General features: G+C 41.7%; 17 protein-coding genes. 9 read left to right on the top strand and 8 right to left on the bottom strand.

Translation table 11 applies throughout. From position 1 onward, the window contains the following. Nucleotides 1-61: 61 nt before the first annotated feature. Entirely contained in the window at nucleotides 62-505 is a 444-nt protein-coding gene (locus AC4EHB_RS02260; protein WP_490980544.1) for an Lrp/AsnC family transcriptional regulator, read from the top strand. Nucleotides 506-871: 366 nt separating this feature from the next. On the opposite strand, the gene AC4EHB_RS02265 is transcribed toward AC4EHB_RS02260, so the two are convergent. Continuing rightward, nucleotides 872-1,207: a winged helix-turn-helix transcriptional regulator gene (locus AC4EHB_RS02265; protein WP_490973962.1), complete on the bottom strand. Its 336-nt coding sequence runs from the start codon at nucleotides 1,205-1,207 to the stop codon at nucleotides 872-874. 676 nt (nucleotides 1,208-1,883) lie between these two features. Between AC4EHB_RS02265 and AC4EHB_RS02270 the strand changes: the two genes are divergently transcribed. From AC4EHB_RS02270 to AC4EHB_RS02295, 6 genes are all read left to right on the top strand, one after another. Then, complete coding sequence (locus AC4EHB_RS02270) at nucleotides 1,884-2,657, top strand: MBL fold metallo-hydrolase (RefSeq protein ID WP_490981480.1); 774 nt, start codon at nucleotides 1,884-1,886, stop codon at nucleotides 2,655-2,657. A 133-nt stretch (nucleotides 2,658-2,790) separates the two neighbouring features. Next, a complete protein-coding gene (locus tag AC4EHB_RS02275; RefSeq protein ID WP_490980545.1) occupies nucleotides 2,791-3,351 on the top strand; it encodes a GNAT family N-acetyltransferase in 561 nt (186 codons plus the stop codon). Between the two features lie 138 nt (nucleotides 3,352-3,489). After that, entirely contained in the window at nucleotides 3,490-4,491 is a 1,002-nt protein-coding gene (locus AC4EHB_RS02280; RefSeq protein WP_490980546.1) for an LLM class flavin-dependent oxidoreductase, read from the top strand. 491 nt (nucleotides 4,492-4,982) lie between these two features. Further along, nucleotides 4,983-5,753: a succinate dehydrogenase iron-sulfur subunit gene (sdhB, locus tag AC4EHB_RS02285; protein ID WP_490980547.1), complete on the top strand. Its 771-nt coding sequence runs from the start codon at nucleotides 4,983-4,985 to the stop codon at nucleotides 5,751-5,753. Nucleotides 5,754-5,788: 35 nt separating this feature from the next. After that, on the top strand, nucleotides 5,789-6,127 hold the full coding sequence (locus AC4EHB_RS02290) for a cupin domain-containing protein (protein WP_490980548.1): 339 nt from the start codon (nucleotides 5,789-5,791) through the stop codon (nucleotides 6,125-6,127). Nucleotides 6,128-6,176: 49 nt separating this feature from the next. Then, nucleotides 6,177-6,410 carry a hexameric tyrosine-coordinated heme protein gene (locus tag AC4EHB_RS02295; RefSeq protein ID WP_490973967.1) on the top strand — a complete coding sequence of 78 codons (234 nt, stop codon included), beginning with the start codon at nucleotides 6,177-6,179 and terminating at the stop codon, nucleotides 6,408-6,410. A gap of 184 nt (nucleotides 6,411-6,594) precedes the next feature. Here AC4EHB_RS02295 and AC4EHB_RS02300 read toward each other — a convergent pair whose 3' ends face one another. Beyond that, on the bottom strand, nucleotides 6,595-7,371 hold the full coding sequence (locus AC4EHB_RS02300) for an ion channel (RefSeq protein WP_490981481.1): 777 nt from the start codon (nucleotides 7,369-7,371) through the stop codon (nucleotides 6,595-6,597). 112 nt (nucleotides 7,372-7,483) lie between these two features. Here AC4EHB_RS02300 and AC4EHB_RS02305 point away from each other — a divergent pair, with 112 nt between their 5' ends. Then, nucleotides 7,484-7,969, top strand: a complete 486-nt coding sequence (locus AC4EHB_RS02305) for a hypothetical protein (protein ID WP_490980549.1) — start codon at nucleotides 7,484-7,486, stop codon at nucleotides 7,967-7,969. A gap of 193 nt (nucleotides 7,970-8,162) precedes the next feature. Here AC4EHB_RS02305 and AC4EHB_RS02310 read toward each other — a convergent pair whose 3' ends face one another. The 3 genes from AC4EHB_RS02310 to AC4EHB_RS02320 form a co-directional block, all read right to left on the bottom strand. Continuing rightward, entirely contained in the window at nucleotides 8,163-9,152 is a 990-nt protein-coding gene (locus AC4EHB_RS02310; protein WP_490973970.1) for an alpha/beta fold hydrolase, read from the bottom strand. Between the two features lie 451 nt (nucleotides 9,153-9,603). Further along, nucleotides 9,604-11,304: a PAS domain S-box protein gene (locus AC4EHB_RS02315; protein WP_490973971.1), complete on the bottom strand. Its 1,701-nt coding sequence runs from the start codon at nucleotides 11,302-11,304 to the stop codon at nucleotides 9,604-9,606. A 307-nt stretch (nucleotides 11,305-11,611) separates the two neighbouring features. Next, a complete protein-coding gene (locus tag AC4EHB_RS02320; RefSeq protein WP_490980550.1) occupies nucleotides 11,612-12,019 on the bottom strand; it encodes a MerR family transcriptional regulator in 408 nt (135 codons plus the stop codon). 991 nt (nucleotides 12,020-13,010) lie between these two features. Between AC4EHB_RS02320 and AC4EHB_RS02325 the strand changes: the two genes are divergently transcribed. Continuing rightward, nucleotides 13,011-14,051 carry an NAD(P)-dependent alcohol dehydrogenase gene (locus AC4EHB_RS02325; RefSeq protein ID WP_490980551.1) on the top strand — a complete coding sequence of 347 codons (1,041 nt, stop codon included), beginning with the start codon at nucleotides 13,011-13,013 and terminating at the stop codon, nucleotides 14,049-14,051. A 92-nt stretch (nucleotides 14,052-14,143) separates the two neighbouring features. Here AC4EHB_RS02325 and AC4EHB_RS02330 read toward each other — a convergent pair whose 3' ends face one another. The 3 genes from AC4EHB_RS02330 to AC4EHB_RS02340 are packed head-to-tail and all read right to left on the bottom strand — an operon-like array spanning nucleotide 14,144 to nucleotide 15,748. Beyond that, complete coding sequence (locus AC4EHB_RS02330; protein WP_490980552.1) at nucleotides 14,144-14,629, bottom strand: DMT family transporter; 486 nt, start codon at nucleotides 14,627-14,629, stop codon at nucleotides 14,144-14,146. 11 nt (nucleotides 14,630-14,640) lie between these two features. Continuing rightward, entirely contained in the window at nucleotides 14,641-15,309 is a 669-nt protein-coding gene (locus AC4EHB_RS02335) for a Crp/Fnr family transcriptional regulator (protein WP_490980553.1), read from the bottom strand. 13 nt (nucleotides 15,310-15,322) lie between these two features. Next, a complete protein-coding gene (locus AC4EHB_RS02340; RefSeq protein WP_490973976.1) occupies nucleotides 15,323-15,748 on the bottom strand; it encodes a DMT family transporter in 426 nt (141 codons plus the stop codon). Between the last annotated feature and the right edge of the window lie 35 nt (nucleotides 15,749-15,783).

Genomic DNA, 15,783 nt, shown 5'->3' on the forward strand with positions numbered 1-15,783 from the left:
TTATCGATAGGCTGATGAAGCATTTTTGTGTTAAAACATTTCACCATGAAAGGAAGCTACTATGGAACTTAACAATATTGATTTTCAAATCCTTCGCTTGTTGTCTGAAAACTCACGTATCCAGTGGAAAGACCTGGGTGAACAAATTCATATGACAGGACAGGCAGTTGGGAATCGCATCAAAAAACTAGAGGACAGCGGTGTCATTAAAGCTTATTCCCTGATCGTTGATGAAATGAAGTTAGGTTTTTCTTATACTGCTTTTGTCATCATTTACATGAAAACAGCCAACCACGGGAAGTTCATCGATTTTCTTAACGAACGACAAGAGGTTGTTGAAGCACATCGGGTGTCAGGAGAAGGTTGTTACCACTTGAAAATAAAAGTGGCTTCCCAAGAACAATTAAATCTTTTTTTGAATGCAGTTCTTGATTACGGGAATTATACCTTGTACCTTTCCATAAATGAAATCAAACAACGCAGTTCATTAATTGACGGCAGTTAATTCCATGGATTTTATTCAGAGGATTGGATCGTGCAAACCCTCGCTTTGGTTCCTTCTTTACACGATTTTCTTATAGGGCGAATTTTTTAGTAAATACAATTTCCAAATTGAGCATTTTTTTCGCATAATCATGCGATGTACAATAACGGTAAAGTGCACAAAGGCAGCTGAACAGACCTGTTCGGCTGTTTTTTTTAGTTAGCCATTTCTGAATAAAAAATTACTGGCTGGCATTATCAAAAAAGGCTGAGATTCTTGATCAAACAAGAATCTCGGCCTTTTTCCTTTTCACTAACTCCTCAAATTTCATGCAACTCCAATGCTTGCTGATGTTGCTGGAAAACTTAGCGAGTCGGTATTGTTTTTTTATTTCTCTTTATTGAATTCGCCCCATTGGCACATCTCTTGAATGATCGGCCAGAGCGTTTTTCCTTTCTCCGTAAGGCTATATTCAACCTTAGGGGGAATTTGCGGATATTCCTCACGATGAACTAAACCATCACTTTCCATTTCCTTCAATGTTGAACTAAGCGTCCTGTAAGTTATTTTGCCAATCATACGCTGAAGTTCGTTATAACGCACTGCATTGTTGTTCGATAAATAGTAAATAACCAACAGTTTCCATTTTCCATTGATGATGGAAAGTGTATAGCCAAAGAAGGTTTCCTGGTTATCAGCCACATTGATTTTTGATGTTTTCATGTTTACACTATCCTTTCTGATAGTATATGCGAAAAAAGTGCATACTTGTTTATGGATTTGTACTCACTATATAATACATTTAACTTCGAGTAAAGAGTTGCGGCATTTTAATCGTGAAATTTCAGGTAGTATGCACCTTGCGATTTCTTTAACATTTAACGGCGTTGAAAAAAGTGTTAAATCGAAGTTCTATTGAGGAGGAGGATCAGAAAAATGAGTTGACACATCACTATGAAGAGTTGAAGAAACTAATGCCATACTAGTCGGCCGTGCTTTAAGTTGGTGGCTTATATAATAACTTCTGCAGTGAAGGAAGAAGGGGTGGCATACGTTGTCCAGTCACTGATTTCAGGCAATAAAAATCCTGTATTCTTCCGCCCGCGAAATATCTTACGTTCACAAATATTCGTTGTAAACAAGATTATACCGCTAAAGGAGCTGGATAAGTGGCCATGACGACAGAAGAGTCCAATCGGGTCATTAGGTTGTCGATCTTAACGAAAAAAGACTATTAAATTTTAGAAAAGAGGATTTATCAATTATGAAGAAATTCAAAAACACTTCTATGCTTACAATGACAATGCTTTTAGTGAGTGGCATATTAGCCGCTTGCGGAACCCCTCAAAATACCCAGCCGGTTGATGAGCAAAATGCTTCTCTAAAACAAGAACAGGATATGATTGTCCAGCAAATACGAAATGCTACAGTAACGGTAGAATACGGTGGTCAAAAGTTCTTAATTGATCCTATGTTTTCCAAAAAAGGCGAATTTGATCCTTTCCTTCCTGCCGAAAGAGATGATCGAAATCCAATCGTTGAATTGCCAATGTCCGTTGATGAGATTCTTGAGGGTGTAGACGCTGTCATCGTAACTCATACACATGAAGATCACTTTGACCAAGCAGCAAAAGAACAGCTGCCTAAAGACATGAAGCTGATTATGCAAGATGAAGCGGATGCTGAAATGGCCAAAGAAGCAGGATTCACGAATATTGAAGTCATGGAAGAAGAAGTAGGTATAGACTTTAATGGAGTTGAACTTACTGAAGTGGATGGTCGCCATGGACATGGGGAAACGGCAAAGCTCATGGGGAATGTGATGGGGATTGTCTTCCAACACACGGATGAAAAAACTTTGTATCTAGCTGGTGATACCGTCTGGTATGAAGAAGTACAAGAGATTATCGATACCTACAAACCCGAAGTTATTATGCTAAACGGTGGCGAAAACCAATTTGTTGAAGATGGCCCAGTTGGCCCTCTTATTATGGGCAAAGAAGACATATACGAAGTATACAAGGCTGCTCCTGAAGCTGACATCGTTGTTAGCCATATGGAAGCAGTGAACCATTGGGGATTGTCCAGAGAAGAATTGAAGAACTTTATCAACGAAAAAGGGATCGAGTCTAATGTAGTTGTGCCGGATGACGGAGAAGCTTATTCGTATTAAGGTGGAAATAGAAAAACGTGTAACAGATTTCGACTTTTAGAGCAGGGGATCCTTGGAGGGTCTCTTTTATCCGTATTAAAATCAATCGGGTTCAAATGATGGCAGAAAAGAGTAACCAAAAGGAGTCAACGGTATGAATTTAAAATTAGAACCATTAACAAAAAAATCTAATGAATTCACTAAAGTAAAAGAGTTGTATGATGGATCATTCCCTAAAAATGAACGGATACCTATGAATCTTTTATTATGGAAAGCAAAAAAGGATTTTGTAGACTTCCTTGTTATTTATGATGAGGATGTATTTGTTGGCTTTACTTATTTAATCACCCGCGAAGATTTAACATATGTTCTGTATATCGCAATCGATGGCAATGCCAGATCAAAAGGCTATGGCGGCCGGGCACTTGCCGAAATTAAAGAGAAGTACCCGGACAATCGAATCATCCTCAATATAGAAGTCATTGATGAGTCTGCGAGCAACTACGAGCAACGGGTCACCAGAAGAAAGTTCTATACCCGGAATGGTTATGAAGGTTCATCATATTTATACAGGGATCGCTGGGGTTTATACGAGGTTATGATTCATGGAGGCAAGGTTCATGCGGAAGAATTTCATGCTTTATTAAAAAGATTTGCAGGAACTTTGCTGTTTTCAGTTTTCAAGCCTCAAATCACACCATCCGCGGAAATGTAAAACAAGCTCTTAAACGAAGGGGCGTAGAACTCAAGAAGTTAAAGTTCATGAGCGGTGACGAAACGGCCTTTGCTGCCGTGAAGAAGGCATGCCCATCGCATAATAACGAAGCAAACAATAAATCTTAGAGGTGAAATGATGAAGAAATTTGATGTATCTGTTTTATCTGTTGCTCCATTAAGACAAGGTGAAACCATGAAACAAGGAATTGATTCTGCGGTATCGTTAGCGAAAGCGGTCGATAAGATGGGCTATAAACGGATTTGGTTTGCGGAACACCATAACCACGATGCCTATGCAAGTGCCGCTACCGTATCAATCGTGCAACATATATTGGCCAATACCGAAAACATTCGGGTAGGTTCAGGCGGAATTATGCTGCCGAACCATTCCCCGGTAGTCGTAGCGGAGCAATTTGGAACCCTTGAAACCTTGTATCCAAACCGTGTAGATTTAGCTTTAGGCCGAGCGCCGGGAACAGATCAAAAAACAGCTGATGTGATTCGCCGTTCGAATCATAATGGGGTGTTTTTCTTTGAACGGGAAGTCCGGGATATCTTGCGTTATGTGGGGGATGAAGAAGATCAGGGAGAGGTTCGTGCTTATCCAGGCATCGGGACCAATGTTCCGGTCCTAATTTTAGGTTCCTCAACCGGTTCAGCCAAAATCGCTGCGAATCTGGGACTGCCATATGCTTTTGGCGCTCAATTTTTTCCTGAGGTGATGGAAGAAGCACTCGCGATTTATCGAGAATACTTCCAGCCATCTGCTTATTTACAAGAGCCTTATGTGATCGCTGCCATTAATGTGATTGCAGCAGACTCGATGGAAGAGGCTGCATTGATTTCCGCCAGCCATTTGCAGGTGTACATCGATATTTATACAAACAATTTAAGCCAGCTGATTCCGCCATCCAAGGATTTTCTTGAATCGTTATCACAAGGTGAATTGGAAATTCTTCATCATCGGTTGGGGTATACCATCATGGGGGACGCCGAAACAATTCGCCGGGACATAATTGGATTTCAACAGACGTACCAAGTAGATGAAATCATTGCAATATCCAATATCTACGAACCCAAAAAGGAAATTCATTCCTATGAAATTTTTAAGCAGGTCATCGATGACTTATTTAAATAAAAGGTAATTCTTCTATAAATCTAAATAATTTGACTGTCTTTCGTTCTGAGTTTGTTCGCTGTGGTCACAGTGCAGAAGAAGAGAACCAGGAGGAGTGAATCGCAAAAAAAAAAAATGCCTAACTTTTTTAATAGTTAGGCGTTTTTGTGTATCACAGCGTATAAATGGTTTGGTTAGGATGAAGTTTTCTTGATTCACATCAAGGTCTCTGCAGCAGTCATGGTTTATATTAAGTGGAGAGGTGGTCTTAAGAATAAAATATTTTCCCCAATTTAAAGATGTCCATTTAAAAAACTAACCTTTTCTAGGGAAAGAAAGCTACTTATAATTAGCTATAAATTATTTTCGGAATATTCAGATATAAATGTTACTATAAGGATGTATTGATTTATATTTAATGGAAATTTTAAGAGGTTCGCGGCAAAGAAGAGTTTCTTTACACTGTAAATGATATTTGTTCTTATATTCACGAAAGAGGGGATTGATTTATTGTGGGAGAAGCAGCAAAAACGGTAATTTTTGAAATCGAACGCCGAAATGCTCCAGATGGAGATTCGTATTTGGAAAAGTTCGAATTAGCATATCGTCCGAACATGAATGTCATCTCGGCATTGATGGAAATCCGCCGCAACCCTGTCAATATGGAAGGCGAAAAAACCACGCCGGTTGCATGGGATATGAACTGCCTGGAGGAAGTATGCGGGGCATGCTCTATGGTCATCAATGGCAAAGCGCGCCAATCATGTACAGCATTGGTCGATCAGCTGGAACAGCCTATTCGGTTGCAGCCGATGAAAACATTTCCGGTTGTCCGTGATTTGATCATTGACCGCAGTTCCATGTTCGATACCTTGAAAAAGCTGAAGGCTTGGATTCAGATTGATGGAACTCATGATTTAAGAGAAGGTCCGCGCATGCCGGAACGCAAACGCCAATGGGCATACGAATTGTCCAAATGCATGACATGCGGAGTCTGCTTAGAAGCATGCCCGAATGTCAATGACAAAACCGATTTTATCGGGGCTGCCCCCATCTCACAAGTGCGTTTGATGAATGCGCATCCCACGGGTTCCATGAATAAAGACGAGCGCTTGAATTTGCTGATGGGGCCAGGCGGAATCCAATTATGCGGGATGGCCCAAAATTGCGTGGAGTCTTGTCCGAAAGGCATCCCTTTGACAACATCCATCTCGTCGATGAACCGCGATACGACCGTTCAAATGTTTCGTAACTTCTTTGGAAGTGACAGGATGGTTGATTAGGCATAAAGATTGAAAAAGACGGACACTCTAAAATTATGAAGAAGAATGGAGCAAAAAATCATGGCGGTAAAAAACTGCAGGATCTGCAAACATATGATAAAGAAAAGATGGCAAAACAAATTGTTTTCAATGAACTAAAAAGCAAGGCCATCGTGTTTAACTTTCTCCCAGGGCAAGTGATTCCTCAGCATGGGCATCCTCATAAAAATGCCTACGTGTTTGTTATCGAAGGAAAAGGAATATGTTCTTTGGATGACGTCAATTCTGCTATTCAAGAGGGGGATATCATTCACTGTAATTCCCAGCAAACAATCTCTATTAAAAATACAGGAGCTGCATCAATGACGGTATATGTCGTGCTTGCAGAAGAATAGATTGGCCGTTTTACAAAAGATAATTATAGAAATTATAGGAGGGAATTATATGAGTGAAGAATCTTGGTTGCCAACCCTAAAGACAGATACGCCCGAGGAAGGATACAACTTAGCCCTTAAGTTAGCACGTAAAGCTGTAGGAATGACTCAACCAGATGAAAATGTACGCAAAAAATTACGTCCAGTATATGCAAATAACGCAGATAGCCTAACTCTTGCTTCCCAAGTTGTGGCTATTAATTTTCAAACAGTAGCTGCAGCTAATAATTACTGGAGAGATTAGTGGCCATAAAGCAACTTAAAAAAATTTGCAAACTGAAAGTTGATATAGAGCATTCCTACCCCGAAGCGGCAGACCGAAATCTAATCCAATCTCACATCAAAAAACCGACGGCGAAAAAGAAATCCTTTCCGCCGCCGGTTTTATTTTAAGGACTTATAGGACAGCCGCGTTTTGTTCCTCAAGCTTATTTCGCTTCAGAAAAGATGGAGTTTACGGCCATTTTCGCTATCGTTCCGTTGGACATGATAAATTTATCCACCTTAATGTGCGAGAAACTCGGGATATGTTCCTCCCGTTCAATTTCCACGGTCGTATAAACACCTGGAGACATTCTTTCTACAGCTGTGGCAATCAGCAGCGATTTTCCATCAGTCAGCATCTGATCATCAATCCGGTCATCTGCAAAAATGAGAACCGCTTTGGCTCCTTGTACATTTGCCTGCTGCAGTACTTTTTCGTGCGTGGCATTTCCTCTGACATAGTGAATTCTGGTATTGATCTCTTTTGCTTTTTCAATCCGATCAATCACAACAACTTCGATTTGTTCATCTTGCTTCAGTATCTCCGCTATCGCATTTTCAGCTTTATACGACCAATCGATGATGATGATATGGTTTTGTCCCTTGAACATCAACTCACCTCTTTCTTCCCGTTTTTTATGTAACGATAGGCTTTCGATCGCCTTTCCGATGAATGACGCAAACAAGCCGATGCCGATTATGTATAAAAAAACAGCTGTAAAAATTCTTCCTGCACCGGTGGCAGGATAAAGGTCGCCGTAACCGACAGTCAGGATAGTCGTCATGGTGAACCACAATGCATCTGAATATCTGGTAAAAGTTGACGGCTCTATGACAGGCAGCATGAACGTACTGAATGCAATCAGTATGATTGTGCTGACAGTAAGTATTAGCCAGGAAAGGCTGGTCGCCTGCAGGTAAGTCTGCGGAGTATAATCAATTCTGAACCTCCCTTTTTACTATTAGTATACACTAGTACATATGCGTGCCGGGAGAGCTGCATTTTATTCGCTTTTTCTCTAGCTTAAAGTTCTCAAGAAAGGGTGCATGAGTTTGAAACAAAGAAAAGCTAAAAGATTGTTGAAAAAATTAGTAAGTGAAGATGAAAAATATTTATCGATTACCGACGATCAGCTCATTGAAGAGGTTAAGGAAGAAATCATGGATTTGGAAATTTCCGCAGAAATTTTGAGCAATCATTTAACAGTGAAATATAAGCAAAGATTTGAATGTGAAAACAAAACTAATTTAAGAATTTGGGTTGCAAGAGATATAGATGGAACTGAATCAGAAGAAATTACCATGCTTGATTGCTTAGAAAAAGAATATCGATCCCAAATAGCAATCGATTATCTTGGTCCTAAATATGACGAAGATTTTTATGCGGACAGCATTTATTTGTGGCATTATTCCGGTAGTTCACGAAGAAGTATAGGAGGATTATATGATAGAGAAAAATTCACTCTTGAAAAAGACATTGAAGCAAAGCTGGAAAAATTGTTAGAGACGTTTAATGATTACGGCGCAGAGAAATCTTAGTATACTTACACAGCACTTATCGATATGAATAAGAATGTGTAGAATGTAGATTGCTGCGGTAGGGAAGCAGAGCACATTGTAGACCGCATCATGGGAGATGATAAATGGACGGAATAACTGGGATGAACCGGGTCCGAAAAACCAGTATCGTTGTACAAACGAAATTAAATAAGCAGAAATACAATTGTTCTATTTAATCACTCACATGCGTCGCTATGAATTCATTCACATATTCGCTCATCTCTTTGTAACGAGTCCCATGAAGATAATGAGTTCCTTCCAACATTATAAGTTCATTTGAAGATCCGTTGCGTAAAAGTGTTTCATAAAAAGTTATTTTAGATTGTCCATCTTCGTCTATGTTTTCCACTTTCGGAGTAAAAATCATTACAGGCATTTCAGACGGGAATTTCATATCGATCGTTTTATCGATATTATGATGAATATTCGCTGTTTCATTCGCTACATTTTTGTTAAATGAATTCCAAACAGAAATCGCTTTGGTCATCTTTATATTTTCTTCGGAATAAATCCCTTCCTCGGCTGAAGAAAAGAATACATCTGGAGCCAGCAAAAACGCCAATCGTGCAATCCCGGTTGGTGCTAGATGAAATTGAGGCATTGCTTCGGAATCAGTAACGTTCGGCTCTGTATGGGGAGAATGATTAAATCCTGGCAATGTGGGATCAATTGCGATAACCGCTTTGACTTCATCTGAATATTCGTTGGCATAATACATACTATAAATGCCAGAAATGGAGTGTGGCATTAAGATATAAGGCCCCTCTATGTTTGCTCTTTTAAGCGCAATTCTGATTTCCGCAACTATGTTTTCCACCGTTCGTTCCTTATCAGTTGAATCACTCCAGCCATATCCAAAAAGCTCTACAACAACAATTTTATTATTCTTTGCCATCTCATTAATCAAAGGTTCAAAATCCAGAGCAGGTGCAGCCGTACCCAATCCACCTAACAAGACAATAGTATTCTCACCATCACCCTTTGTATAAACGTGCATATTCTTGCCATCCACTTCAACTAACTGCCCAATTGCTGGGTACTTTTTTTGCTCATTTGCGGTCATCACCTTATCCAAAACGAAAAGAAATACAAGTGCTGCCACTATAATCAATGAAATGTTTCTCATAATCATCCAAAACCTAAACTTTTTTTTAGTTTTCATTATTATCCCTACTCTCCATAAGAATATAACGTTGGTTTTTAACAGCGTATTTTTTGGATGGCATACGAATTCTCTAATTAACTTTAATCTAAATATCCAACTAGCCTCAGTAGTAACTTAATAACAAACCGTTGAATAAATGAAGATGCAACATAACTTGCCCTTTTCTAAACATGATTCTACTGGTTATAAAAGAAATCTATCACTTTAGTCGATATGTTCTCTTGCTTTCACTCATAGTTTAATGCATATGCGACTAATAGTGTTAGTCCAATCAAGTAGGTTTATGATGCATTGGTATTGAAAAAACTTGATATATGTAAATTGTTGAATTCATATCCTTGGAAAGAATTCTCAGAACTAAACAGCATAAAAAAACCGAGAGAAAGCCTTTTATTGGTTTTCTCTCGGTTTTTCAAATTAATGAACCTATTAGATTGTGGATAGACATTTAAAGCGAAGTATTGAATCCTTCATCCTGCTTATAAATTTTGTATTCGTCATGATCCGCTTTTTTTGCTTCATATAGGGCCATGTCCGCGTACTTTATCAATTGTTTTTCATTTGTCGTATCGTCTGGATAAAGGGAGATGCCAATCCCAGCGCCCATCTGAATGTCAAACCCATTAAAGCTTAAAGGCTCTTCATACGATTTTAAAATTCGTTTTGCTATGTTTTCGGCCATTTCTATTGAATCAAGCTCAGGTAAGACAACTCCCATTTCATCGCCGCCTAACCGTGCGGCTGTATCGATAGGCCGTACACACGCCTGAAGCCGTTGGGCCATTTCCTTGATAACAGCATCTCCTGCATCGTGGCCGTATTGATCGTTGATTTTTTTGAACTTGCGTCCGTCGAGCATTAAAATGGCTACTTTTTTGCCAGAAGATTCTGCTTGATGAATGGCCTTAATCAGCTTATCATCAAAAGTCCGGCGATTGGGTATTCCAGATAAATGGTCGTAAAAAGCCATTTTCGCAATTTTCTCCTGCAGCCTTCTGCGCTCTGTAATATCTCTGGCAATCGTAAATAATTGTTTCACTTCGCCGTCCACTAAGATGGGGGTAGGGGAAACTTCCATCCAAATATAATGCCCCTCTTCATGCAAAAAGCGAATTTCTACAATTCGCGGCTCTCTACCTTCAATGAGAGAAGTAATGCTTTCCATCAAATCGAACGCATCTTCCGGATGCACATTTACAGTATATGGGTTGCCGATATGCGTATGAGCGGGATATCCTAGAATTTTTTCGTTTGCAGGGGAGACGTATTCGATTTGGCCCGATAAGTTAATCAAAGTAATAATATCAAAGGTACTTTCTGTAATGATTTTGTATTTTTCCTGACTTTTTTGAAGCTCTTTTTGGGCTTTTTTAAGTTTCGTTACATCTTTGTATATGATGGTCGCGCCGATAATTTCTTTGTGTCCATTGCGTACGGGAGAATACGAGGAAATAATATTTAACGGCTTTCCTGTTTTGGTTACACGGATTGTTTCGTAGGAACTCACCTTTTTTCCGTGCATAATTCTCTCGACAATATCGATTTGATCCGATTTCATATGCTTAGGAATGATAGTGCCTGCTCCACTGATCATTTCTTCTTCTTTGAATTCAAAGATTTCTTCAAAAGCAGGATTCACTTTTAAAATATCACCTGCCGTATCAATAGAAAAAATAGGATCGGTTGAGTTTTCCCAGAATACTTCAAGTTGGTCGTTTGCTTCAGTTAAGTTTTTTTGAGCCTTTTGAAGTTCCTGGTTTTTGCGTTCTCTTTCTGTAACGTCTCTTACGATTGCTAGTATGTAGAGGCATTGGCCGTCGTTTGCCAGTATCGGATTAAGTATGGTTTCCCCGATGAATTCATTGTCCACGGTTTCAATTATTTCAGTAAATTCCATGGGTTTTTGAGTTGTTTGTACTTTTTGGTATTGATGAATCAGTTTTAGGCTGGGTTCTGGCAGAAACACTTCTTCAATTCGCTTTCCAATGATCTCGTCGTGCGGCAAAAGAGCTAAGGCAGATGGATTTACGTAGACATAACGGAAAGAATCATGATCTTTCTGCATCAAAAAAATCGAATCTTTAACCAAATCAAAAAGTGCGGTTGAAGCTAAAATATCCGGCCCTATTTTTTCTGACAAGTACTTCATCGTTAATAATCCCCCTTTGGCAAATATAAACTAAATCGATTACACATCCTGTTAAAAAATTGAACTAAAGTCATTATAGCAGAGAAGAAAAACATACTGATTTTAATATTCTTAACTTATACCTATCAATCAAAGAAGAACATCTTCATTTGGTATTGGCGATGAAGTTCCATCTGCGTGGCTTTAAAGGGAGAAACAAGACATTCTTTTACTGAATGCGGTGAAAGACAGCATGCAGCAGTGACAATTCTAAAAAAACCACCTGCATTTCATCCGTGAAGATGGAAGGCAGGTGGTTTTAAATCCCTTATGAAATTTCTATTTTATCGGTTTTGTGGATGTCTTCCGTTCCGGCATCTAGAGCCCTCTGGTAATACAGGCATTTATGCTCGATGACTTCCAATGTTTTCTTTAGTTCGTCCATCTGCGCGTTGACAATCGCTTTTCGTTCCATAAACATATTAAAACGGTTTTGAAGCGTGGAATCTCCATCAGAACACCAATCGATGAAATGTTTGATTTCTTTGATGGGCATGCCAGTCGCTTTCAGGCATTCAATGATTTTTAAAGCTGCGATATCCGATTCTTTAAACAAGCGGGTACCGCTTTCAGTCCGTTCGATAAAAGGCATCAGCCCCTCTTTATCGTAATAGCGCAAAGCATATACCGAAAGATTCAATTCTTTCGCCACTTCACTGATCGAATAAGTGCTCATGCTGTTGTTCCTCCTTATGCTAATCTAAACCTCGAGCGAACTCGATGAAATGCGAAAAGCTTATCACGGTATTTTTGGAATGTCAAAAGGCTTCTATTATAAATTAAACATAAATTTTATAAGTTTCGATATTCCGCGAAACAGCTGCGAAGGTATCGACCCAAGAATTGGGGAGATACCTTTGCGACGAAGCACGAAGTGCTGTAGGAGCATATGTTTTTTGCCGCGGGCGAGCGCCAAGCCTCCTCGATCGCTTCGAAAACCTTGTGCTCCTGCATCGCTTCGCTAGCTTCGTCGCAAATGAATGGGCAAATGACTTTGCCCATTCATTCCCTGCGGGGTCTCGTCTGTCTCGTCGCTACGCTGCCCCGCAGGCAAGACTTACCCGAAGCCTGCGAGGGCAAGTCTTTGCGACGAAGCGCAGAGCGCTGCAACGCACTTTAATGTCTCGAAGCTAGCGCAGCGATGCAACGGTTTTTCATGTCCCGAAGCTAGCGAAGCGTTGCAGGGACAGAGACAGGAGCAGTATGGTTTTCTCCGCTGTTTTGCTCCATATCGAGAGATATCTTAGCGGAGGCGCGTCAAAGGGCTAGGCAAGGAGATGGCCAAATGGAATTTGGGCCATTTCCTTTGCTTCGAAGCAAGCGTAGCGATGCAACGCACTTTCATGTCTCGAAGCAAGCGCAGCGATGTAGAGACAGAAGCAGAAGGGTTTTAGCTATGAGACGAGTGTTCTTCTCGACTCATTGCGAGAGCCATGCCCAAAGCGTCCGAAGCGAGTATATAAAATACTTTCTTTTGTTCTACTTATATAGCAATTCATTTCAGTAAAATGATCTTATCGCTTGCCCTAGAGTTAACTCTAAGGGTTACGATTGGCTTGCAAGGGGAAAAGATGCGAAGAGGTGAATAGAGCTAAAGAATAAGTTCATTTCCTTTTTGCGCGATAAATCAATTCTCTTGAAAACTACAAACTCTTGGAGGTTTTTCTATGTATACTGCTAAAGCACGGGCTGTTGACGGTCCAAAAAAATCGTTTCAGGCGACTGAAATCCAGCGCCGCGATCTTGATACACATGATGTTCTGATTGAAATCCATTTTGCAGGCATCTGCCATTCAGACATCCATACCGCACACGGTGAATGGGGCGAAGTGAATTATCCGCTCGTACCCGGCCATGAAATTGCAGGTATTGTCACAGAAGTGGGGCCAGAGGTCTCGAAATATAAAGTGGGCGACCGTGTTGGGGTCGGCTGTATGGTTGATTCGTGCGGCGAATGTGATAATTGCGAACGTGGGGAAGAGCAATATTGCCACAATGGCATGGTGCCTACCTACGCAGGTGTTGATAAATACGGTGAACCGACCCAAGGCGGCTATTCAAGCCATATTGTTGTAGTCGAGGACTTTGTTCTTGGAATTCCGGACAGCATCGAGCTTGACGCTGCAGCACCGCTGCTTTGTGCAGGAATTACAACATTTTCTCCATTGAATCATTGGAATGCAGGTCCCGGCAAGAAAGTAGCGGTTGTCGGGATGGGTGGACTTGGCCACATGGCTGTCCAAATTGCGCATGCCATGGGAGCTGAAGTGACCGTATTATCCCAGTCCTTAAAGAAAAAGGAAGACGGAATGGCATTGGGTGCGGACGAGTACTATGCGACAAGCGATCCGGAAACATTTAAGAAACTTGCCGGGAAGTTTGATTTGATCATCAATACGGTCAGTGCAAAAATCAATTTGGATGATTATTTAGGGCTGATTGCGCTTAACGGCACATTGGTAAACGTCGGTGCGCCTGCAGAACCTCTGCCCGTCAGTGTGATGAATTTGATCGGCCATCGCCGTTCATTTGCAGGATCTCTGATCGGAGGCATCCAGGAAACGCAGGAGATGCTGGATTTCTGTGCAAAACATAATATTGCACCGATGATTGAAGTGATTTCGGCCGACCGCATTGACGAAGCCTATGACCGCGTTTTGGCTTCCGATGTGAAGTATCGTTTCGTTATTGATGTCAGCACGATGTAAAGTTTTCGATTGATCCGTTTTAAAGCCTAAACAAAAGGCGTCTTAAAAGCTTAGCTTTTAAGACGCCTTTTTATGGGTTCAGGAACCGTTTTTCATGCACGGTGCGCTTGGGCCCTTTCAGGAGAATCGGCGTGCACGGTTTCGGGTTTCGACCCGAGTTGGAACAGCAAAGCGCCGCTGCCGATTAATACAAGCGCAGCAAGCGATTGCCTCGTGAACGGAACTTGCTCAAGGCCGAACCAGCCGAGCGTGTCCCACATGAGTCCGAAGAAAATCTGGGATACCATGACAAGCGAAATGGCGGCACTCGGCCCTAAGTTCTGCACGCCTTGCGTGACGCAGGCGACGACGCCTACGCCAATGATGCCGCTGAACCAAAACCAGGGCTCAGCTTGGAACTCGAAAAGCGCTGTGCCTTCAAAAGCGAGTCCCGCTGCCAACGACGCGGCAAAGCCGAGAAGCAGCACAAGGGCAGTCGTCGACCAAACGCTGACTTTCTTTTTGACGTTTGCGTTGAAAATGTTTTGAAGGCACACGAACGTGCCGCCGAGTAAAGCCAGCAAAATGCCGATAGCCATTCGATTTCCTCCTATTCGTAAATGTTCTGCCCCGTCTGTGCAAGCAGGGCGCTGCGGTCGGTTATAGTGATTTTGCCGCGTTTTTTTACAAGCCATCCTTGTTCTTCGAAATGCTTCAAGACCCGGTTTAAATGCCGGTAGCTCGTGCCGATCAAATCGGCCATGTCGACGAGTGAAGTGGAATCGAGCGTCGATTGATTTGGCGTCATTGCCAGTAAATAACTCGCAACCCGCACATCCACCGTGTAAAGCAGGTTGAAATTCATGGCATGCGATTTGATTTCGAATTTACGGGTGATGGATTCAAGCAAAAACTGCAGCCATTCGGTGTTGCCGGCCATTTCACTCTCCAGCACACCGTAGGGAATGCAGATGACGGTCGTCGCGGTGACGGTTTCGACGGTATTGATCAGCCGGCATTTCCGCACGTATTCGATATCCCCGACAAAATCGAAAGGGGATTTGAATGCCAAAATGAGTCGTTTGCCTTCAGGCGACAACATAGAAATTTTTAACTTTCCTTCGGCCAGCAAATACAGTGCCCAGGCTTCTTCGCCTTGTGAAAAAAGCCGGCTGCCGCTTGCGAACGTTTCGAGCCGCATCGCCGCTTGGACGCGCTCCGGAAACATGGTGTCGAGCCCGAATTTCGTCAGATAACCTGCTATCACTTGTTTTTCCATCCTGTCACCCCCTTTACCATTTCAAGACAATAACACCTGCAATCATCAGCGCAACGCCGAGGATCTGACTACGGCCGATATTCTTTTTCGGCATATCCAACCAGCCTTTTGTGTCGATCAGTACAGCGGTAATGAGCTGTGCAATCAAAAATAATCCGATCGTCAGTGTGACGCCCATGCGGTGGACCGCTGTCATATTGCTGAACAGCACGATTGCCGCTAACATCCCTCCGGATGCATAAAGCGGCGGCACCTGCGGCAAATTCCGGTACGAGCGATCTTTCAGCGCTAAGACAATTGCTAGCGCCAGGACGAATCCAGTGAACTGCGTCATTGTCGCTGCTTGCCATGTGCCGATTCCATTGCTGATGGCGGCGTTCGCAACACTTTGGAAGGTCAGGAAAAAACCGCCTGCCAATGCGAATAAAATGCCTTTCATGGCTTTCACGCTCCTTTTTTCTTTACTATAAAGCT

The organism is Planococcus sp. TJ-302, assembly GCF_058268455.1.